This is a genomic window from Streptomyces sp. NPDC060027 (assembly GCF_042737005.1).
GTDB lineage: Bacteria > Actinomycetota > Actinomycetes > Streptomycetales > Streptomycetaceae > Streptomyces.
The window spans coordinates 35,266-56,952 of record NZ_JBHWVI010000022.1; the positions used below are offsets into that span (position 1 = coordinate 35,266).

Below are 21,687 nucleotides of genomic sequence, written 5' to 3' on the forward strand. Positions count from 1 at the left end.
AGGCTCACAGGTGTCCGGGAAATGTGATCGGCAACGAGGGAGGGGGCCCACGTGCTCATCGACACCTACGGCCGGGTGGCCACCGACCTGCGCGTCTCACTGACGGACCGGTGCAACCTCCGCTGTACGTACTGCATGCCCGAAGAGGGTCTGCAGTGGCTGGCCAAGCCCGACCTGCTCACGGACGACGAGATCGTCCGCCTGATAGAGATCGCGGTCACCGGCCTCGGCATCGAAGAGGTCCGATTCACCGGAGGCGAGCCCCTGCTGCGCCCCGGCCTCGTCGGCATCGTCGAGCGGGTCGCGGCTCTCGCCCCCCGCCCCCAGATGTCCCTCACGACCAACGGCATCGGCCTCAAGCGCACCGCGGCCGCACTGAAGGCCGCGGGCCTGGACCGGGTGAACGTCTCGCTGGACACCCTGCGCCCCGACGTCTTCAAGACCCTCACCCGCCGGGACCGCCACCAGGACGTCATCGACGGCCTCGAAGCGGCCCGCGACGCCGGCCTGACCCCCGTCAAGGTCAACTCGGTCCTGATGCCGGGCCTGAACGCCGACGAAGCCCCGGACCTGCTGGCCTGGGCCGTGCGGCACGACTACGAACTCCGCTTCATCGAGCAGATGCCCCTGGACGCCCAGCACGGCTGGAAGCGCGACGGCATGGTCACCGCCGGAGACATCCTGGCCTCGCTGCGCACCCGTTTCGAGCTCACCGAGGAAGGTGCCGGCGAGCGGGGTTCCGCACCCGCCGAGCGCTGGATCGTCGACGGCGGCCCGCAGCGCGTCGGCGTGATCGCCTCGGTCACCCGCCCCTTCTGCTCGGCCTGCGACCGCACCCGCCTCACCGCCGACGGACAGGTGCGCACCTGTCTCTTCGCGACCGAGGAGACCGATCTGCGCGCCGCGCTGCGCTCGGGAGCGCCCGACGAGGAGATCGCCCGCATCTGGCGCGTCGCGATGTGGGGCAAGAAGGCGGGGGCGGGCCTGGACGACCCGTCGTTCGTCCAGCCCGACCGCCCCATGTCGGCGATCGGTGGCTGACGGGGTCCGTCGCCTAGTCCTCGCCGCGCTCCACCGACGGGGAAGCCTCCCACTCGTCCAGCTTCACGACGTCCTTGAGGAACCCGCGCACACCGAGGAACTGCGACAGGTGCTCGCGGTGCTCCTCGCACGCGAGCCAGGTCTTCCTGCGCTCGGGCGTGTGCAGCTTCGGGTTGTTCCAGGCGAGCACCCACACGGCATCCGCACGACAGGCCTTGGCCGAGCAGACGGGGGAGGCGGGATCGGAGCCGGGGGCGTTCAGATTCACGCTGCCGACCCTAGCCGAGGCCTCACATCACGCGTTCCGCACGGTCGGCCGGCTGACCGCGGAAGCGACCCCTGCCGCGCATAAAGGCGACGCCGAGCAGCCACGGGGGGAGCTGCCCGGCGTCGGTCCGTCGCTCCGACGGGGGATGCGGAGCGCGTACGAAGTATGTCACGGGTAACCCGCCGCCCGGCACTGGAACAACATGATTGATCTGAGCTTTTCTTGAGCTTGCGGGGCCCCGATATTCCGTTTTCGGAGGATCGTCCGACGCCGTCACAGGGCCGATTCGGCAAGGGTTCGCAGCACGATCGGGGGTGGACCCAGCCCGGCTCGGCCTCAGCTCAGGTCGTGCGGCTCGGTCCGCAACGGCACCCCGGGATCGGCCGCGGCGTCCCGGGGAACCGACTCCCCGGAGTCGTCCGCCCGAGGGGGCGTGATCATCGGACGCGACGGCGCGGCGACGAACGTCGAGGGGAGCGAGGTCGCGTTCTCGCGGCCCGCGTTGGCGATGACCACGGCGATGTACGGCAGGACGAGCCCGAGGACCAGAGCGACGATCGCCACATGGCGTTCGACGTTCCACAGAGTGGCCGCCAGGATCACGGACACCGTACGGACGGACATGGAGATGACATAGCGGCGCTGCCGGCCGCGGACGTCGTCGTCCAGTCCCTGCCTGGCTCCGGTGATCCGGAAGACCTGGACGTTGCTGTGCTTCCTGATCACGCTCCACCACCCGCCTGCGTCGGACGCTCCCCGGTCCGTAACCGGTACGAACCCGTCGAGGAAGCGCGCCCGGACTCTTCCACGGTACGCCGCGCCCGCGCCGCCTTCGAGACCGGGGCATGTGCTGACCGGCTGGACACGGTGCGTCGTCGCGCGTATGGCTCCGCCCGACATGCGCCGTGTGGCGGACGGCAAGAAACTGACGGTACTGCTCACACAGAGCGGCACTAGGAGGCGGACATGGGCTGGTTGTGGGCGATCATCGTCGGGTTCGTGCTGGGCCTGATCGCCAAGGCGATCATTCCCGGCAAGCAGCACAGCCCGCTCTGGCTGACCACCATCTTCGGCATCCTCGGAGCGATCGTCGGCAACGCGATCGCCCGGGGCATCGGCATCGCCGAGACAAGAGGCATCGACTGGGGCCGGCACGCGCTGCAGCTGGCCGCCGCGATCGTCCTCGTGTTCCTCGGCGACATGCTTTACATGGCCGTACGGGGCGACAAGGCGAAGCCTGAGACCGGCGGTCGGGAGAAGGCCTGAGACTGCGCCCGACCGCCGACCGCCGACCGCCGACCGCCGACTGCCCGGGAGTCCGCGGGAAGCACCGCGGTACGGCGAAGGGGGCGGCCCCCGTCAGGGAGCCGCCCCCTTCCTGTGCGCGGCGCGGGCTCAGACGCCCGTGACCTCGACCGCGGCCAGGCTCTTCTTGCCCCGGCGCAGCACCAGCCAGCGTCCGTGCAGCAGGTCCTCCTCGGCGGGGACCGCGTCCTCGGCGGCGACCTTCACGTTGTTCACGTAGGCCCCGCCCTCCTTGACCGTGCGGCGCGCGGCGGACTTGCTGGCCACCAGGCCGACCTCCGCGAAGAGGTCCACGACGAGACCCGCCTCGGCGACCTGGATGTGCGGCACCTCGGACAGGGCCGCGCTGAGCGTCCGCTCGTCGAGCCCGGTCAGCTCGCCCTGCCCGAACAGGGCCTTGGACGCGGCGATCACAGCGGCCGTCTGGCCGGCGCCGTGCACCAGCGTCGTCAGCTCCTCGGCCAGCGCGCGCTGGGCGGCACGGGCCTGGGGACGCTCCTCGGTCTGCTTCTCCAGCTCCTCCAGCTCCTCGGGAGACCTGAAGGACAGGATGCGCATGTACGTCGAGACGTCCCGGTCGTCCACGTTCAGCCAGAACTGGTAGAAGGCGTACGGCGTCGTCATCTCGGGGTCGAGCCAGATGGCGCCGCCCTCGGTCTTGCCGAACTTGGTGCCGTCCGCCTTGACCATCAGCGGCGTCGCCAGCGCGTGCACATGGGCGCCCGGCTCCAGGCGGTGGATCAGATCCAGGCCCGCCGTGAGGTTGCCCCACTGGTCGCTGCCGCCCTGCTGCAACGTACAGCCGTAGCGGCGGTACAGCTCCAGGAAGTCCATGCCCTGCAGCAGCTGGTAGCTGAACTCCGTGTAGCTGATGCCCTCCTCGGACTCCAGGCGACGGGCCACCGAGTCCTTGGTCAGCATCTTGTTGACACGGAAGTGCTTGCCGATGTCCCGCAGGAACTCGATCGCCGACAGACCGGCCGTCCAGTCGAGGTTGTTCACCATGACCGCGGCGTTCTCGCCCTCGAAGGACAGGAACGGCTCGATCTGCGAACGCAGCCGCGTCACCCAGTTCGCGACCGTCTCCGGGTCGTTCAGCGTGCGCTCGGCCGTCGGGCGCGGGTCGCCGATCTGGCCCGTCGCCCCGCCGACCAGGGCGAGCGGACGCAGCCCCGCCTGCTGGAGCCGACGCATGGTGAGCACCTGCACCAAGTGCCCGACGTGCAGGCTGGCCGCGGTCGGGTCGAAGCCGCAATAGAACGTGACGGGACCGTCCGCGAGCGCCTTGCGCAATGCATCTTCGTCAGTGGACAGGGAGAACAGTCCCCGCCACTTCAGCTCGTCGACGATGTCCGTCACGGTTCTCGTATCTCCTTGAGTGGTCTCGTGAATCAGGTACGAGGTTATACGCCCTGGCTGACAGAGCTCATATTGAAGTCGGGCACCCGCAGGGCGGGCATCGCGGCCCTGGTGAACCAGTCGCTCCATTCCCGGGGCAGCGTCTTCTCCGTCCGCCCCGCCTCCACGGCCCGTCCCAGCAGGCCCACGGGCGACTCGTTGAACCGGAAGTTGTTCACCTCGCCCACGACCTGGCCGTTCTCGACGAGGTAGACGCCGTCCCGGGTGAGTCCGGTCAGCAGCAGCGTCGCCGGGTCGACCTCGCGGATGTACCAGAGGCAGGTCAGCAGCAGACCGCGCTCGGTCGCGGCGACCATCTCCTCCAGCGAGCGGTCCTCGCCGCCGTCGAGGACGAGATTCCCGATCGACGGCGTCACCGGCAGCCCGGTCAACTCGGCGCTGTGCCGGGTGGTGGACAGATGCCGCAGCTCGCCCTCGCGGATCCAGTCGGTGGCCTTCAGCGGCAACCCGTTGTCGAACACGGAGGCGTCGTCGCCCGAGGAGTGGGTGAGGACGAAGGGAGCGGACTCCAGGCCCGGCTCGTTCGGGTCGCTGCGGAGCGTCAGCGGCAGCTCGGTGAGCCGCTCGCCGATCCGGGTGCCGCCCCCGGGCTTGCTGAAGACGGTCCGGCCCTCCGCCGCGTCCCGGGCGGCGGCCGACCACATCTGGTAGATCAGCAGGTCCGCCACGGCGGTCGGCGGCAGCAGCGTCTCGTAGCGCCCGGCGGGCAGTTCGACGCGCCGCTGCGCCCAGCCGAGCCGTACGGCCAGTTCCGCGTCCATCGCCGCCGGGTCGACGTCCTTGAAGTCCCGCGTCGAGCGTCCGGCCCACGCCGAACGTGTACGGTCCGGGGACTTCGCGTTGAGCTCCAGCGTGCCGTTCGGCTGGTCGTGCCGCAGCCGCAGCCCCGTCGACGTGCCGAGGTAGCTGGAGACGAGCTCGTGATTGGCGAAGCCGTACAGCTCGCGGCCACCGGCACGCGCGCGTGCGAACGATTCGCCGAGCGCCGGAGCGAAGTCGGCGAAGACGGTGGAGGAGGTCTCCGCCGGCGCGTCCGTGAAGTCGGGGGACTCCGGTACGCCCGTGACCAGCGGTCGGCCGTCCTCGGCGGGACCGGCGCCCCGCGCCGCGGCCTCGGCCGCCCGCACCAGGGGCTCCAGCTCGTCGGCGGTCACCGCCGAGCGCGAGACCACACCGGACGCGGTGCCCTCGCGGCCGTCGACGGTGGCGATCACGGTGAGCGTGCGCCCGCGCGTGACCCCGTTCGTGGTGAGCGCGTTGCCCGCCCAGCGCAGGTTGGCGGTGGACTGCTCGTCGGCGATCACCACACAGCCGTCGGCGCGGGACAGTTCGAGGGCGCGCTCGACGACCTCGTGGGGCTTGCTCTGCTTGTTGGTGCGAGCGCTCATCGACCGGCCTCCTGCGTGGTGTTGAGGATGTTGACACCCTTGAAGAGGGCGGACGGGCAGCCGTGCGACACCGCTGCGACCTGGCCCGGCTGAGCCTTGCCGCAGTTGAAGGCGCCGCCGAGGACATACGTCTGCGGGCCGCCCACCGCGGCCATCGAACCCCAGAAGTCGGTGGTCGTCGCCTGGTACGCGACATCGCGGAGCTGACCCGTGATCCGGCCGTTCTCGATCTTGAAGAAGCGCTGACCGGTGAACTGGAAGTTGTAGCGCTGCATGTCGATGGACCAGGACCGGTCGCCGACGACGTAGATGCCGCGGTCGACGCCCCCGATCAGGTCCTCGGTGGCCAGCCCGCCGGGGTCCGGCTGGAGGGACACGTTGGCCATGCGCTGCACCGGCACATGCCCGGGGGAGTCGGCGTACGCGCATCCGTTGGAACGGTCGAAGCCGGTCAGCTTCGCGATCCGCCGGTCCAGCTGGTAGCCGACGAGCGTGCCGTCCTTCACCAGGTCCCAGGACTGGCCCGCGACGCCCTCGTCGTCGTACCCGACGGTCGCGAGACCGTGCTCGGCGGTGCGGTCGCCGGTCACGTTCATCAGCTCGGAGCCGTACCTGAGCTTGCCGAGCTGGTCGAAGGTGGCGAAGGACGTCCCGGCGTACGCGGCCTCGTAGCCGAGCGCGCGGTCCAGCTCGGTGGCGTGCCCGATGGACTCGTGGATGGTCAGCCACAGGTTGGACGGGTCGACGACGAGGTCGTACAGCCCCGCCTCGACGCTCGGCGCCCGCATCTTCTCCGCGAGCAGCTCGGGAATCCGTTCCAGCTCGGAGTCCCAGTCCCAGCCCGTGCCCCGCAGGTACTCCCAGCCGCGCCCGACCGGCGGCGCGATCGTCCGCATCGAGTCGAACTCGCCGCTGGACTCGTCGACGGCGACCGCGGTGAGCTGCGGATGCAGCCGCACCCGCTGCTGCGTGGTCACGGTCCCCGCGGTGTCGGCATAGAACTTGTTCTCGTGCACGGTCATCAGCGAGGCGTCGACATGGTTGACGCCGTCGGCCGCCAGCAGCCGCGCGCTCCAGTCCGAGAGCAGCCCCGCCTTCTCCTCGTCCGGTACGGAGAAGGGATCGATCTCGTACGAGGAGATCCACGTCCGGTCGGCGTGCACCGGCTCGTCCGCCAGCTCGACGCGCTCGTCGGAGCCGGCCGCCTTGATCACCTGGGCCGACAGCTTCGCCATCGCCACGGCCTGCGAGGCGACCTTCGCGGCCGCGTCCATCGTCAGGTCCACGCCCGACGCGAACCCCCAGGTGCCGCCGTGCACGACCCGTACCGCGTACCCCAGGTCGGTGGTGTCCGACGATCCGGCCGGCTTGGCGTCGCGCAGCCGCAAGGACGCGCTGCGCACCCGCTCGAACCGGAAGTCCGCGTGGTCGGCGCCCAGCGCCCGCGCCCGCGCGAGCGCGGCGTCGGCGAGTGCGCGCAGCGGTAGCGCCAGGAATGACTGATCGACTTCGTGGGGCACGGGTCGGTTTCCCTTCGGGGTGCTCTCCTGTGATGACCGTCGCTGGCAGTGAATCACGCCTCACTACGTGGATTCTCCGGAAATATGTACGGTCCTCCGAGGTCTATCGCAAGACGTGAAAGCCTCAGCAGAAGGGGTCTGGAGGGACAGTAGGCTGGCTCGGTTGCGTCCGTCGTCCGCGACACATGGTCATCAGTTCGGGGCACGACGCGTGAGTAAACGGATTCAAGGGGGCCAGTCGACCATGGATGTCTTCGGTGTCCATCACGACCTCATCGCCGAGTACGAGGCTTTCACCAGCTCGCTGGTCGCCGTGAGGGACTCGAAGATCGAGAACCACCTCGCCGAAGAGAAGAAGCGCAAGACTCGCTGGCCCGACCCCAAACTCGCTCTGAACCCCACCTTCCGCAGTGGTGGCACGGTCGCCGAGTTGTGCGAGGCTGGCCTTCTCCACGAGCTGTGCCGGGACTACTTCCGGCACAAGGAACACGAGGACGACCCGGGCAGCCGCACTCTCTCCCTTCATCAGCACCAGCGCGAGGCCATCGCGGCAGCCAACAGCCGAGACTCCTACGTGCTGACCACGGGCACGGGCTCGGGCAAGAGCCTGACCTATATCGTGCCGATCGTCGACCACGTGCTGAAGAACTCGAACCCCGACGGGATCTCGGCGATCGTCGTCTACCCCATGAACGCGCTGGCCAACAGCCAGGTCGACGAGCTGGAGCGTTATCTCCAGTGGGGTGTTCCCGAAGACCGCCGCAAGGTGACGTTCGCCCGCTACACCGGTCAGGAAAACAGCGAGCGCAAACTCCAGGTCCTGCGGAACAAGCCGGACATCCTGCTTACCAACTACGTGATGCTGGAGTACCTCCTCACTCGCCCCGACGAGCGGCGAGAGCTGATCGGCGCGGCCCGTGGCCTCCGTTTCCTCGCTCTCGATGAACTGCACACCTACCGAGGTCGCCAGGGAGCCGACGTCGCTCTCCTCGTCCGCCGGCTGCGAGACGCCTGCGAGGCGCCGGACCTCCAGTGCATCGGCACCTCGGCGACCATGGCCACGGCCGACACGTTCGCCGAGGCCCAAGAAGACATCTCTGAGGTCGCCACCCGCCTTTTCGGTACGAAGATCCGTCCTGATCGCGTCATCGGCGAGACCCTGGAGCGTTCGACCGACCCCGGTTCCGACGCGGAGCCCGGAATCCACCCCCGCTCGCCCCTCGCCGACGCCGTGCGGCGTGCAGCCGCCACTCCTGCCGAACTCCCCGCCGACTACGACACCCTGCGCCGCGATCCTCTCGCCGTCTGGGTGGAGGACACCGTCGGTCTCGACGTGGAGAAGACCGGCGGGCGGCTCATCCGCCGCCCCCCTCTCACCATTCCCCAGGCCGGGGACCTGCTGGCCGAGGCGAGCAGGGAGTCCGCCGAGGTCTGCCGCCGGGCCATTGAGGCGGTACTGCGTGCCGGAGCGAACGCCAGGCACCCCGAACTCGGCAGGCCGCTGTTCGCCTTCCGGCTGCATCAGTTCCTGTCAAAGGGCGACACCGTCTATGTCAGCTTCGAACCGCCGGGCGGCCGTCACCTGACCAGCCAGTACCAGACCCGTGTCCCCGACCACCCGGACAAGCCGCTCGTTCCCCTGCACTTCTGCCGTGACTGCGGCAAGGAGTACCTGGTGGTCACCCGCCCCGACGAACACGAAGGCAAACTCTTCGAGGCCCGTGAGGACCCGGACGCGCCCGCCTCCGAAGGTGACGGCTTTCTGTATGTCAGCGATGACCGGCCGTGGCCCGACGAGCACGATCAGGACGCCGTGTTCCGGCGCCTCCCCGCCAGCTGGGTCGAGACGGACGACGACGGTCGGTCATCGGTGCTCAAGGCCCGAACCGGAGACCTGCCTGAGGAGATGTGGATCGGCCCGGACGGCCGGATGACCGAACCTGGTACTGGCCTGCGCGCCTGGTGGGTCGGTGCGCCGTTCCGCTTCTGCTTGCACTGCCGTACCTCGTATGAGCAGTTGCGGCTCAAGGATCTTGCCAAGCTGGGTACCTTCTCAGCGGAGGGCCGCAGCTCCGCGGTCTCGCTGATCAGCTCTCGTGTCGTGCGTTCCTTGCGTGCCCAGCCGGAGCTGAAGAAGAAGGCGCGCAAGCTTCTCACCTTCGTCGACAACCGGCAGGACGCCAGCCTTCAGGCCGGGCACTTCAACGACTTCGCCCTTGTCACACAGGTCCGCGGCGCCCTGTACCGCGCGCTGGACACGGCGGGGGAGCGCGGGTTGGCCTTCGATCGCCTGCCCCAGGCCGTGTTCGACGCCTTGAGCCTCCCGATGGAGACCTATGCCAGGGTTCCGGGAGCCAAGTTCCACCAGCGCGATCTCGCCCACTCCGCCCTGCGTGAACTGCTCGCTTACCGCGTCTACGCCGACCTGGAGCGCGGCTGGCGTGTCACCATGCCCAACCTGTCCCAGACAGGTCTCCTGCGCTTCGAGTACACCGACCTGCCCGAGATCGCCGCCACCGCCGAGTGCTGGGAGGGCTGCCACCCTCTGCTCACCGGCGACACGGCCGCCCACCGCGAGCAGTTGGCTCGCGACCTCCTCGACGAAGTGCGCCGTTCTCTCGCGGTGGAGGTGGAGTGCCTCACTCAGGAGGGCTTCGATCGTCTTGGCAGCATCAGCGAGGCCCATCTCGTCAACCCCTGGGCACTGTCCAGGCGTGAGCCGCGTGTCCGCTCGCGTCTGGCCTACGCGGGCCGAGGACAGACCGGCACGGCGGCAGACGCGGTGCATTTCAGCGGTCTCGGCGGCTACGGCCGCTATTTGCGCCGCATCGGCCAGTTCGCCGCCTTGCCTGGTCAGGCTGGCAAGCGGATCCCGGTCGCCGATGCCGACACGGTCATCCGTGACCTGATGCGGGTGCTGCGTGAATGCGGTCTGCTCGTCGCTGTCCAGGAGGAGCGCGACGGTTCCCTCGCCCATCAGCTGCGTGCGTCCGCGCTACGTTGGCTGCGGGGCGACGGCACCAGACCCGAGCCCGACCCGGTGCGCAAGGTGACCGACGCGGACGCCGACGTCCGGGTCAATCCGTATTTCCGCGACCTCTACCGCGACGGAGCCGCCGGGCTCACCGGTATCAAGGCGCACGAGCACACCGCGCAGGTCGACGCCCAGACCCGTCTCGTCCGCGAGAAGGCGTTCCGCAATGGCGACCTGGACATCCTCTACTGTTCTCCGACCATGGAACTGGGCGTCGACATCGCCGAGTTGAACGCGGTCGGCATGCGTAATGTCCCGCCGACCCCGGCCAACTATGCGCAGCGCTCCGGCCGCGCGGGCCGCAGCGGACAGCCCGCACTCGTCACCACCTATTGCTCCACGGGCTCCCCGCATGACCAGTACTACTTCCGGCGCCCCGGACTCATGGTGTCCGGCAGTGTCACTCCACCGCGCCTCGACCTCGCCAACGAGGAACTGATCCGCTCCCACGTTCACTCGATCTGGCTCGCCGAGACGGGCGTTCACCTGGGCAGCCGTCTCACCGACGTGCTGGACGCCGAGACCGCGGGCGAGTCGGGCCGGTGGCCGCTGGATCTGCTGTCGCAGGTGCGGGGTGCCTTGGACAGCGAGCCCGTCCGGTTGCGCGCCATCAGCCGGGCAACCGGAGTCCTTGCCCCCCTCCACGACGAACTCTCGAACGCCTCCTGGTGGTACGAGGGGTGGGTCGAGCGCACGGTACGCCAAGCGCTGGGAAGCATCGACGCTGCGTGCGAGCGTTGGCGCCGCCTCTACCGCACAGCCCGTACCGAGGTCGAGCAGCAGCACCGCCGTGCCAACGACCTCTCGCTCAGCCGCAGGGACCGCGACCGTGCGGCCGGCCGGCGCGCAGAGGCCGAGAACCAACTGAAGTTGCTGCGCAACGAGGCCGACAGCGAGTCGTACAGCGACTTCTACACCTACCGCTACTTCGCCTCTGAGGGTTTCCTGCCGGGCTACTCCTTCCCTCGGCTGCCGCTCGCTGCGTACGTGCCCGGAGAGCGTTCGGCCGGCAAGTACGGGCAGCGCAACGGCACGTACATCCAGCGCCCGCGTTTCATCGCCGTCGGTGAGTTCGGACCGGGTGCGCTGATCTACCACGAAGGCAACCGCTACACCATCGATCGTGTGACCGTCCCGATGGGTGACCGTCCAGGACAGGTCGCGACCAGCGACATACGGCTCTGCGAGGCGTGCGGCTACTGGCACGACCGGGCCGAGGGTGCCGACCGCTGCGAGAACTGTGACGTCCCGCTCCACCGCACCCTGCCGAAGCTGATGCAGCTCACCCAGGTGCACGCCGAGCCGCGCCGCCGTATCTCGTCGGATGAGGAGGAACGCCTCAAGCGCGGCTTCCATCTGCGGACCGTCTACCGGTATGCCCCGGGCGGTGCGTACGAGGCCCCGGTATGCAGCGCCGAGGGAGCCCCACTCGCCGAGGTGGCCTACGGCGACTCGGCGAGCGTGCGCGTCCTCAACCTCGGCTACCGCAAGCGCGACGGCAAGGACCGTTCAGGTCAGGGCTTCTGGCTCGATCCGGTCAGTGGCAGATGGCTTTCGGAGGGCAAGGCGGCCCGTATGGACGAGGAGTCGGCGGAGGAGGAGTCCCTGGCCTCCTTCGACCGGGCCCAGCGCACCCTCCAGGTCATCCCCTATGCCCAGGACACCAAGAACATCGCCGTGCTGCGGTTGGCCGAGCCGGTGGACGACATCACCGCCGTGTCGCTGCGTTACGCCCTGGAGCGCGGCATCGAGGCGCATTTCCAGCTGGAGGACTCCGAGTTGGAGAGCGAGAACCTCCCGGACGCCGAGAGGCACGGGCGGACGCTGTTCGTCGAGAGCGCCGAGGGCGGCGCGGGCGTGCTGCGCCGCCTGTACGACGACGAGCGCGCCCTGGCACGGGTGGCGCAGGAAGCCCTGCGGATCATTCACTACGATGAGGACGGCAAGGACCTCGACCGAGCTGAGGGCGCGGCTGAGCGCTGCGAACTGGGCTGCTACGACTGCTTGTTGTCCTACTCCAACCAGGGATTCCACAAGCAGATCGATCGCCATCGTGCCGCGCCGTTGCTGGTCGCGCTCGCCGCGTCCCGTACGGGCGACGGCTCCCGTCCGCGGGCCTCGACGGCGCCCGTACCGCTTGCAGAACTGCAGGAACGGGCCACGCCGGACACGCCCGTCGAGGCGTTCCTGCGCCTCCTTGCCGACAACGGCCACCGCCTCCCCGACGAGACGGCCACCCCTGTCGCGGACGTGGTCTATCACCTCGCCGGTGCCGAAGTCGCCGTGTTCCTGGAGCACGACGGAGCTCGTCAGCTCACCAAACAGGACGAGTACCGCATGATGGACGACGGCTGGCTGGTGATCAGAGCCGGAGCCGAACCCGACTGGAAGGACACCGTGCGCGCATACCCGGACGTCTTCGGTATCGGCCGCGACCACAGGGGAGGCGACCGATGAGCACTGCCACCGGGCGCGCCCCCGGCACACTCATCCGCGCCCGGGACCGGGACTGGGTCGTGCTGCCCGGCACCACCGAAGAGCTGGTCCTCGCCCAACCTCTCGACGGAGACCGCGAGTTCGTCGCGGCGCTCTTCCCAGGAGAGGTCGGCGAGCCGGGCTTCGGCCGTCCACAACCCCAGTCCGGTGAGGCCGGCGACTTCGCCTCCGCCTCGCTGCTGCGCACAGCCCTACGGATCGCCTCCACGGCCGGCGCGGGCCCCTTCCGCTCACTGGCCTCGGTCGCGGTACAGCCCCGCCAGTACCAGCTGGTCCCGCTGATGATGGCCCTGCGCATGGACCCCGTACGTCTCCTCATCGGCGACGACGTTGGTATCGGTAAGACCATCGAGTCCGCGCTGATCGCCAGGGAACTCATGGAACAGGGTTCCGCACGGAACATGACCGTGCTGTGCTCGCCCTCGCTCGCCGAGCAGTGGCAGCGCGAGCTGCGCGACAAGTTCGGCATGGAGGCGGAGTTGGTGCTGCCGTCCACCGCCGCGCGTCTGCAGAAAGCGATCGACGATCCCAATCGGTCGATCTTCGACCACTATCCGGTGACGGTCGTGTCCACCGACTTCATCAAGCAGGACGAGCGCCGTGACGCGTTCAGCCGCCACTGCCCCGACCTGCTCATCGTCGACGAGGCCCACACCTGCGTCGGCGCCGGCAGTGGCGACGAGCCGCAGAAACGCTACGAACTGTTGTCGGCACTCGCCGACCGCAAGGAGCGCGACCGCCACCTGATCCTGGTCACCGCGACCCCGCACAGCGGAGACCCCCAGGCATTCTCCAAGCTCACGGGCCTCCTTGACCCCTCGCTGCGCACTCTGGACACCAGCCGATCCGCGGACCGCGACCGGTTGGCCCGCCATTTCGTGCAGCGCCGCCGTCACGACATCAAGCGGTACGTCGGTCAGGACACGCCCTTCCCCGAGGACCGGGACACCCAGGACGCGCTCTACCGGCTCGACACCGACTACGCCCGCTTCGTCGCCGACATCATCGCCTACACGCGCCAGCAGGTACGTCACCCCGGCGGGGACCAGCAGCAGCACATGTCCTGGTGGACGGCGCTCACCCTGCTGCGCTGCGTCCTGTCCTCGCCTGCCGCGGCCGCCGCGACCCTGCGCACCCGTTCGATCGTCGCCGGCACCCGCAGCAAGGCCGAGGCCGTGAAACTGGGTCAGGCCGCCGCCTTCGAGCTCTCCGACGACGAGACCGCCGAGGGCATGGACTTGGTCCCCGGATCCCTCTCGGACGAGCCGGAGACGACGCGGGAGCCCCAGCACGTTCGTGCAGATGAGGTCAAGCGCCGCAAGGTAGAAGCCAAGGCCCTCGCCGCCTTCGCCGAGCGGGCGGACGCCCTCGTCGGACCCGAGACCGACGCCAAGCTGCGCATACTCGTCGACCGGGTCAAGCGGCAGCTGGTCGACGGCTACGACCCGATCGTCTTCTGCCACTACATTCCGACCGCCGAGTACGTCGCCAAGTATCTCAAGGAGGAGCTGGGACGCAGCGCGAGCGTCGAGGCGGTCACCGGCACCCTCCACCCCGACGCTCGCCAGGCGCGGGTGGACGCACTCACCGCCCGGCGCGGCCGGCACGTGCTGGTCGCCACCGACTGCCTCTCCGAAGGCGTCAACCTCCAGGACCACTTCGGCGCTGTCATCCACTACGACCTGTCGTGGAACCCGACCCGCCATCTCCAGCGCGCGGGCCGCGTCGACCGCTTCGGCCAGCCGCGCCGCCGCGTCCGCGAGATCACCGTCTACGACACCGACACCGGCATCGACGGCCTCGTCCTGAAGGTTCTCATCCAGAAGCACAAGGACATCGCCGACCAGACCGGCGTGGCCGTCCTCGTCCCCGACCAGGGCCGGGGCGTCCTCGAAGCCCTCGCCAGCGCAGTGCTGCTGCGCGGCAAGCAGCCCGAGGGCCAGCTCACTCTGGACTTCGAGGAGGACCCCGACTTCGGCCGCGCCCGCGAAGCCCTGCACAAGGAGTGGGAGTCGGCGGCCGAGCGCGAGTCGAAAGTGCTCACCAAGTTCGCCCACACCGGGCTGCGCCCGGAGGAGGTGGAGGCCGAACTCGACGCACTGCGACAGGCGTTGGGCGACCCCGGCGACATTGTCACGTTCACCCGCGAGGCCCTGGCCCAGCTGGGCGCCCAGCCGATCGGTGACCCCCGCGACCGCGGCTTCAAGGCTCCGGTTGACCCGTTGCCAACCGGCCTCAAGCACGCCCTCGGCTTCTACGAGGACGTCGATCAGACCGCCGCGCCGGGCGGGGCTCCCAAGGCCAAGGCCAAGGGACGCTCCCGATCGGTTCCCCGCGACCTTGTCTTCCGGGAGGACCTCCCGGTCGCCCGCGGCGAGCACGCCCTCTTCCGCACCGATCCGGCCGTACGCGCCCTCGCCCGCTACCTCCTCGACGCGGCCGTCGACACCAGCCTGCCGGCCGAGGAGCGCCCAGCCCGACGCCTCGGCGTGATCCGCACTGCGGCCGTGGACCGCCGTACCGTCCTGCTGCTCGCCCGCTATCGCTTCCGCCTCACTCTGCCCCCGCGCGAGGCAGGAGAAGATCCGCGGGTTCTGGTCGCCGACGACGCCCAGATCGTCGCCTGGCGCACCGGCGATGACGGCGAACGCGTCTGGCTGTCCGACGAGGAGACTGCCGCCCTGCTCACCGCCACACCCGACAGCAACACCCTGCCCGCTTTGCGCGATCAGCAGGCCGCCCGCGCCACCGCGGAACTCGACGACGACGAGGTGCGCGACCACCTTTCCGCGCGTGGCCGACTCCTCGCCGACAGGCTGCGTGAAGCCCACCAGAGGGTCCGCGAGGCCGCCGGTCAGCGGGGCCGCGAGCGTGGCGCCGCCGCCGTACGCCGTATCGGCGTCGAGCCGTCCGGTGAGCCCGACCAGCTCGGCGTGTACGTGTACCTGAACGCCCCAGCCGCCCAGCAGACCGCCCCCGGAGGAGACCGGTGACCGCCCTCGCACCCGACCGCCTCCCCGCCTCACCTGCCGTACGCGTCGAGGGCGGCCTGCTCTCAGCCGACCTCCTCGGCAAGATCCGCTCCGGCGACCCCGAACTGCCCGGCAGCGCCCCCGCCGACTATGGACTCGGGCGCGGCGTACGCATCGAGGATGCCGCCAGCCGCAAGTGGAACGCGCTGCGCGCCGCGTACACCTCCCTCCAGGAGGAGCTGAAGGAACTCGACGGCAAGGTCGACCCCACGAAGGCGACCCGTGTCTGGCTCCTGACAATTCTGGAGGAGCTGGGCTACGGCCGCCTCGCCGCTCGACGCGGCGGCATCACGCTGCCTGGACGGGACCCATACCAGGTCAGCCACGACTGGCAGGATCACGTCCCCATCCACCTCCTCGGCTGGACCACCCCGCTCGACCGCTTGTCGGCGGGCAGTTCCCGTGCTCCCCAGTCGATGATGCAGGAGCTGCTCAACGCCTCTCCCGACCACCTGTGGGGCATCCTCTCCAACGGTCGGGTCCTGCGCCTGCTGCGCGACTCCACCGCGCTCGTCGGTTCGGCGTACGTCGAGTTCGACCTCGAAGCGATCTTCGGAGGCGGCGACTTCTCCGACTTCCTGCTGATGTACGCGCTGCTGCACGCCTCCCGCCTGGAACTGGTGCCCAAACCGGAGAAGAAGCGCCGAGGGGCGACCACTGCCGAGGACGAGGAGGAAGACGAGGAGCTGGCGGGCGAGGAAGACGCCGACGCCACGACGGCCGACGAGGCCCCGCTCACTCCGGCGGACTGCCGCCTGGAGTGGTGGCGCAACTTCGCCGTCGAGACCGGCATCCGCTCCCGCAACCTGCTGCGTGACCAGGTTGCGAAGGCACTGACCATCCTCGGTACGGGATTCCTCCAGAACAACCCGGACCTCACCGACGCGATCACCGTGGGCGGGCGCCGCGCCCTCGACGACTTCCACCATGAACTGCTGCGCCTTGCCTACCAGTTGATTTTCCTCTTCGTCGCCGAGGACCGCGACGCCCTCCTTGAACGACCCGGCCCCAAGGCCACCAAGGCCGAGGTGAAGGCAAATCAGGCGGCCCGCGAGCGCTACACGCTTTACTTCTCGACCGCCCGCTTGCGCCGCATCGCCTCCCGCCGCAAGGGCGACCACAATATCGACCTGTGGGAAGGGCTCAAGCATGTCCTGAACGCCCTCGGCCGCGATGGCGGAGAACCCACGCTGGCGCTCCCAGGACTCGGCGGCCTCTACTACCTCCCCGACCCGAGCGAGGTCGACCAGGACGCCCGTCCCACCCGTCTGCCCGGCGGAGCCGAGCCGCTGCGCGCGGCGAAGCTGCCCAACGAGCGACTTCTGGAGGCCGTGCGCCTGCTCTCCCGGATCAAGGAGAAGGGCCGCACCACCCGCGTCGACTACCGCCACCTCGGTGCCGAGGAGCTGGGCAGCGTCTACGAGTCCCTCCTGGAGCTCGTACCGGCCCGCGAGGCCGACAATGAGATCTTCGAGCTCAAGGACCTCGTCGCGGGCAATAAGCGGAAACTGACCGGCTCGTACTACACCCCGGCCGTCCTGATCGAGAAGCTCCTCGACAACGCCCTCGACCCGGTCATAAAGCAGTACGAGGCCTCGGGTATCCCCGACCACCTGCTCCAGATCAACTTCGTGGATCCGTCCTGTGGTTCGGGCCACGTCCTGGTCGCCGCGGCCCGGCGTATCGCGCTGCGGTATGCGCAGATGGTGCACGGCGAGTCCCAGCCCGCCCCCGAACGTGTTCGCGAGGCGATGGCCAGGGTTGTACGCCACTGTGTCCACGGCGTCGACCTCAACCCCCTCGCCGCCGAACTCGCCAAGGTGTCACTGTGGTTGGAGTCCCTCACCCCCGGTGAGCCGCTCGCCTACCTCGACGACCGCATCAAGACCGGCAACGCGCTGCTGGGGGCGACGCCGGCCCGGCTGGAGGCGGGCATCCCGGACGGGGCCTTCGAGAAGCTGGAGGGTGACGAGCAGTCGGTCGTCACGTCACTGCGCCAGCAGAACGAAAAAGAATACGGTCGTCAACAGAAACTCGAACTGGGCAGGGCAGCTGTCGTCCGTACCAGCACGGCTACCGTGCGTGAAGAGGCCGAGAAGGTCGCCAAGGTCAGGGATCACAGCCTCGCCGAGGTACGCCAGCACGCCCGGTTGCACCGGCAGTTCGAGAACCGGCCCGAGCTGCGGCACATGAAGAGGGTCGCGGACGTGTGGTGCGCGTCTTTCCTCTGGCCCAAGCGCAAGGACACGCCCGCCGCCATCACGACGGACGTACTCCGTGCTGTTGAGAAGGGCGGCAAGTTCGACGACGAGGACGCCGAGCTGATGCTCGCCGACATCGTCCGCCGTAACCAGTTTTTCCACTGGCACCTGGAGTTCCCCCGCGTCTTCCGCGTGGAGGACCTGGACGCCGACAACGCCAATCCGGACGCCGGCTGGCAGGGCGGCTTCGATGCGGTCCTCGGGAACCCGCCGTGGGAGCGCGTCAAAATCCAGAAGAAGGAGTGGTTCGCGGCGCGGGACGAGCGCATCGCCGCGGCGGACACGGCCAGCATCCGCGACCGCATGATCGAGGATCTCGCGCACAGCGTGTACGAGGACGGTGAGCCCAACGAGGGCGACCGTCAGCTGTACGTGGAGTATCAGTTCGACCAGCGGGAGTCCAAGGGGCAGGTCATCATGTACCGGAAGTCGGGCCTGTTCCCGAAGACCGGCTTCGGCGACGTGAACACGTACGCGGTCTTCGCGGAGAAGGCACGGCAGCTGATCGGACCGAAGGGGATGGCGGGGCTGGTTCTGCCCACGGGCATCGCTACGGACAAGACCACGGCGGGGTTCTTCTCGGACTTGGTCGAGCGGCATCAGATGGTGGCGGTGCTGGACATGGAGAACGAGGAGAAGCTGTTTCCGGCGGTTACCAACCGGATGGCATTCTGCCTGTTCACCATGGCGGGTCGCGATCTTGCCGAGCGCTATCAGGTTGTGCGCTTGGCTTTCCGGGCCCGTCGCCCGGATCAGCTGGATGCGCGGGAGTTCACACTGGACGAGGAGGGGTTCAAGCAGATCAACCCGAACACTCGGACGGCGCCTGCTTGCGAGAGTGATGAGCATCTGCGGGTATTGGAATCTGTTCACGAATCGGTGCCACTGCTGCGACGGCACGTCAGTGGTGGGCCTGCAGACCCATGGCGACTGGGATCGGCGCCTTTCATGCGTATGTGCGAAGACACTAAGAGCTACCGCAAGTCGGAGTCTCTAGTTGGCGATCACTCGCGTTCGGGCACGGTGTTCACGGATGGCACGGCCCGCTACCTCCCGCTGTATGAGGGGCGGATGCTTCACCACTACGACAGCCGCTTCGCCACGTACGAGAACGCGACTCAGGCGCAAATCAATAAGGGAACTCTGCCCCGACTCGACTCCGAAGCTCACCAAGACCCCACGGCCGTGCCTCTGCCTCGGCGCTGGGTCGCTGAAAGCGAGGTCGAGGACAGTCTTGCCGAAGACCTGACCAAGCCGCGCCAGGCCTGGACGCATGGCTGGCTGATGGGCTGGCGTGACGTCTGCCGATGGTCGGACGAGCGAACGGTGATCGCGTCGGTGCTACCGAGGACAGCAGTAGGTCACAAGTTTCCGTTGATGTTCCCTTCAAGGGCGCCGGAACAGTTGCTGGCTAACCTGAATAGCAGAGTGCTGGACTTCATGGCCAAGCAGAAGTACACAGGTGCATCCCTGGTGTATTTCGTGCTTGAACAGCTTCCCGTCCTGCCGCCCGCCACATACGATCTCTCGGTTCCTTGGAGCTCAGAGATCTCCCTAGCCGACTGGATCCGTCCCCGAGTTCTTGAACTTACCTACACCTCCTATGAAATGGCCCCCTGGGCGAAGTACCTCGGTGATGACGGGCCGCCCTTCGTCTGGAATGATCAGCGGCGTTTCCTGATTCGCGCAGAGCTGGACGCTGCATACTTCCACCTGTATGGGATCAAGCGCGCGGATGTGGATCTCGTTCTGGACAGCTTCCGAGCGTTCAAGAATAATCAGCCTGGGCTTTTCGAGGCCACGAACAGGGAGATCGTCCGCGTCTACGAGGCGATGGCCGAGGGCCGTCCCTTCGCGCACGAGTCCCTTACCCCGCTGCCCGCGAACGGCCCGCGTCATCCCTCAGGCGCGAGCCCGCTTACCCGCGTCACCCCCGCCGGAGGCCCGCCGAAGCGCCGGGCGGATCCGGCCAAGAAGAAGGGGCGCCGCAAGGCCACCCCTGATCAGCTGGGCGGGGGCCTGTTCGGCCTGGACGAGGTCGAGGGCGTCGACATACAGCTGGACCTGCTCGGCATGTTTGACGAGAACGAGAAGGAGTAACGAGCGGGGCACAAGCAACCGGGCGGGTGCGGAAGCCACTTCCGCACCCGCCCGCGTACATCCCGTACGGCTCGGACTCAGCTGTCCAGCGACGATTTCGCCGCCAGGGCAGTGAACGCTGACCAGGGGCCCGGCGCGACGACGATCGTGCGGATCCCTATGTCCTTGGAGTCGCGGATATGGACACTCTCGGGGCGCAGAGCGACCTCGACGCAGTTGTCGCCCTCGCTGCCGCTGAAGCTGCTCTTGAACCAGCTCAGCTGATCGGTAGTGCTCATAGCGCTCCTCGCATCTGTTCCAGCAGGCTCACCGTAGCCCGGCAGTCCAGGGCCTGTGAACGCAGCTTGCCATAGCGCTGGAGCAGCACGCTCACGTCTTTGGGCGCAGAGATCAGAGTGCTCGACCGCTGCCCTTCGGTGTAGCCGACCCACTGGTGACTGGGAGTCTCAGCCAGGTACATCTGACCGTCGATTCCGCTGTGATCCTCCTGCAGGATGGGCATGATCTGGATCTCGACGTTGCGCCTAGTGCCGACCGCCAGGAAGTGCTCGACGACCCGCCTGGTCACAACGGCGCCGCCCATCCGCCGCTCCAGGATGCTCTGTTCGATGATGAAGCTGAAGGCTGTGTTCGGCATCTGGGTGAGGAGCTGCTGGCGGTCCAACCGAGCCGCGACCTCGCGTTCGAGTTGTTCCTCCGTCACCGGTGGCAACCGCCGGTCAAAGGCCGCCCGGATGTAAGCCTCCGGCTGCAACAACCCCGGAACCGCCCGACACTCATACGCGTACAAGGAGATCGCCTCCTCCTCGATCCCCGCCCACTGCCGGAACCAGGAAGCCAGCCCCGCCCTCCGTGTCAGGCTCCTCGCCGCCGCCGTGAGGACCTTGACTGAGACCGTCCCGAGCACATCCTCGACTCGTGAGGGCAGATCGGTTGGCGGGAACCGCTTGCCCTGCTCGATCTTGGCGATGTACGCGGTCGAGTACCGCACCCGCACAGCGAACTCCTCCTGTGTGAGACCGGATTCCTCCCGTAGGGCCTTGAGGACCGCGCCGAAGGTCTTGAGACTGTCGGAGAGTTCGGGTTCACTGCTCGTGCCGCCTCCGTTGTCGTCCACTGCCATCGCGCGCGCCTCCCGTGCTCACGTTCCCACCGAGCCCTGCCCGATCTGCCTAATCCGCTCATGGTCACGGTGCGTTACTCGCCCAGTCCAGAGTGTGCACTGATACAGCAGCATCTGTATGGGTGTCGTGCCTGTTGGCGAGGTGCGAAGAGCCGGAACGCTGGACGCATGCCAGCACCACAGGCCCAAGAGGCCGTTACCGTAAGTGTGTTCGTTCAACGGTTCTCCGCCACACGGCGCGGGGCGCGGCTCGCGCGCCGACTGACCACGCTCCTGCTCGACCTGTGGGGCGTGCCGTACGGCGGCCCGGCCTCCGACACCGTGACCCTCCTCGTCGCCGAACTCGCCTCGAATGCCGCCCTGCACGGGCAGGTCCCCGGGCGGGACTTCGAGCTCCGCCTTCATTACGACGTCGCCACCGGTGTCGTACGCGTCGAGGTGTTGGACACTCACCCAGGGCGACCGAATCCATCCAGGCCCGAAGGCGGGGCCCTCGACGGCAGCCGGGGCCTGCTCCTCGTAGGGGCCCTGGCCGCGCGCTGGGGCGTGGATGAACGACAGGGGCCGGGCAAGACCGTATGGGCGGAGTATGTCCTGCGACGGGAAGCGGTGCGGGGGCCGGAGCCGGAGTCGACGCCGGGCGGACTGCTCAACAATCCACCGGGATAGGCAGGTTGGAAGCTTCGGCATATGTCAGGGG

Annotated in this window: 13 protein-coding genes; 6 read left to right on the top strand and 7 right to left on the bottom strand. The window is 68.5% G+C overall.

Translation table 11 applies throughout. The annotated features are described in order from the left end of the window. Nucleotides 1-51 precede the first annotated feature (51 nt). The gene (moaA, locus tag ACFWBT_RS08510) at nucleotides 52-1,041 is read left to right on the top strand and encodes a GTP 3',8-cyclase MoaA (protein ID WP_385697389.1); all 990 of its coding nucleotides are present in this window, start codon (nucleotides 52-54) and stop codon (nucleotides 1,039-1,041) included. A gap of 13 nt (nucleotides 1,042-1,054) precedes the next feature. On the opposite strand, the gene ACFWBT_RS08515 is transcribed toward moaA, so the two are convergent. Then, the gene (locus tag ACFWBT_RS08515) at nucleotides 1,055-1,309 is read right to left on the bottom strand and encodes a hypothetical protein (RefSeq protein ID WP_356471754.1); all 255 of its coding nucleotides are present in this window, start codon (nucleotides 1,307-1,309) and stop codon (nucleotides 1,055-1,057) included. Between the two features lie 336 nt (nucleotides 1,310-1,645). Next, complete coding sequence (locus ACFWBT_RS08520) at nucleotides 1,646-2,032, bottom strand: DUF3099 domain-containing protein (protein ID WP_385697422.1); 387 nt, start codon at nucleotides 2,030-2,032, stop codon at nucleotides 1,646-1,648. Between the two features lie 243 nt (nucleotides 2,033-2,275). On the opposite strand from ACFWBT_RS08520, the gene ACFWBT_RS08525 reads away from it, so the two are divergent. After that, nucleotides 2,276-2,575: a GlsB/YeaQ/YmgE family stress response membrane protein gene (locus ACFWBT_RS08525; RefSeq protein ID WP_385697391.1), complete on the top strand. Its 300-nt coding sequence runs from the start codon at nucleotides 2,276-2,278 to the stop codon at nucleotides 2,573-2,575. A 129-nt stretch (nucleotides 2,576-2,704) separates the two neighbouring features. Here the strand turns inward: ACFWBT_RS08525 and tyrS are convergent, their stop codons facing one another. The 3 genes from tyrS to ACFWBT_RS08540 are packed head-to-tail and all read right to left on the bottom strand — an operon-like array spanning nucleotide 2,705 to nucleotide 6,941. Beyond that, nucleotides 2,705-3,973: a tyrosine--tRNA ligase gene (gene tyrS, locus ACFWBT_RS08530; RefSeq protein WP_385697393.1), complete on the bottom strand. Its 1,269-nt coding sequence runs from the start codon at nucleotides 3,971-3,973 to the stop codon at nucleotides 2,705-2,707. Nucleotides 3,974-4,017: 44 nt separating this feature from the next. After that, nucleotides 4,018-5,421: a metallopeptidase TldD-related protein gene (locus tag ACFWBT_RS08535; protein ID WP_385697395.1), complete on the bottom strand. Its 1,404-nt coding sequence runs from the start codon at nucleotides 5,419-5,421 to the stop codon at nucleotides 4,018-4,020. After that, a complete protein-coding gene (locus tag ACFWBT_RS08540) occupies nucleotides 5,418-6,941 on the bottom strand; it encodes a TldD/PmbA family protein (protein ID WP_385697397.1) in 1,524 nt (507 codons plus the stop codon). Before ACFWBT_RS08540 ends, ACFWBT_RS08535 begins: the two co-directional genes overlap by 4 nt. Nucleotides 6,942-7,185: 244 nt before the next feature. Between ACFWBT_RS08540 and ACFWBT_RS08545 the strand changes: the two genes are divergently transcribed. From ACFWBT_RS08545 to ACFWBT_RS08555, 3 genes are read left to right on the top strand one after another with little or no spacing between them, the layout of a single operon-like run. Next, nucleotides 7,186-12,432: a DEAD/DEAH box helicase gene (locus tag ACFWBT_RS08545; protein ID WP_385697398.1), complete on the top strand. Its 5,247-nt coding sequence runs from the start codon at nucleotides 7,186-7,188 to the stop codon at nucleotides 12,430-12,432. Next, entirely contained in the window at nucleotides 12,429-15,464 is a 3,036-nt protein-coding gene (locus ACFWBT_RS08550) for a helicase-related protein (RefSeq protein WP_385697400.1), read from the top strand. Before ACFWBT_RS08545 ends, ACFWBT_RS08550 begins: the two co-directional genes overlap by 4 nt. Continuing rightward, entirely contained in the window at nucleotides 15,461-19,864 is a 4,404-nt protein-coding gene (locus ACFWBT_RS08555; protein ID WP_385697402.1) for an Eco57I restriction-modification methylase domain-containing protein, read from the top strand. The genes ACFWBT_RS08550 and ACFWBT_RS08555 overlap by 4 nt, the downstream gene beginning before the upstream one ends. A 77-nt stretch (nucleotides 19,865-19,941) precedes the next feature. Here the strand turns inward: ACFWBT_RS08555 and ACFWBT_RS08560 are convergent, their stop codons facing one another. Continuing rightward, complete coding sequence (locus ACFWBT_RS08560) at nucleotides 19,942-20,142, bottom strand: DUF397 domain-containing protein (RefSeq protein ID WP_385697404.1); 201 nt, start codon at nucleotides 20,140-20,142, stop codon at nucleotides 19,942-19,944. Then, nucleotides 20,139-20,987 (bottom strand): helix-turn-helix domain-containing protein, encoded by an 849-nt coding sequence (locus ACFWBT_RS08565; RefSeq protein WP_385697405.1) that lies wholly within the window; start codon nucleotides 20,985-20,987, stop codon nucleotides 20,139-20,141. Before ACFWBT_RS08565 ends, ACFWBT_RS08560 begins: the two co-directional genes overlap by 4 nt. 168 nt (nucleotides 20,988-21,155) lie before the next feature. Here ACFWBT_RS08565 and ACFWBT_RS08570 point away from each other — a divergent pair, with 168 nt between their 5' ends. Further along, the gene (locus tag ACFWBT_RS08570; RefSeq protein ID WP_385697407.1) at nucleotides 21,156-21,656 is read left to right on the top strand and encodes an ATP-binding protein; all 501 of its coding nucleotides are present in this window, start codon (nucleotides 21,156-21,158) and stop codon (nucleotides 21,654-21,656) included. Nucleotides 21,657-21,687: the final 31 nt, after the last annotated feature.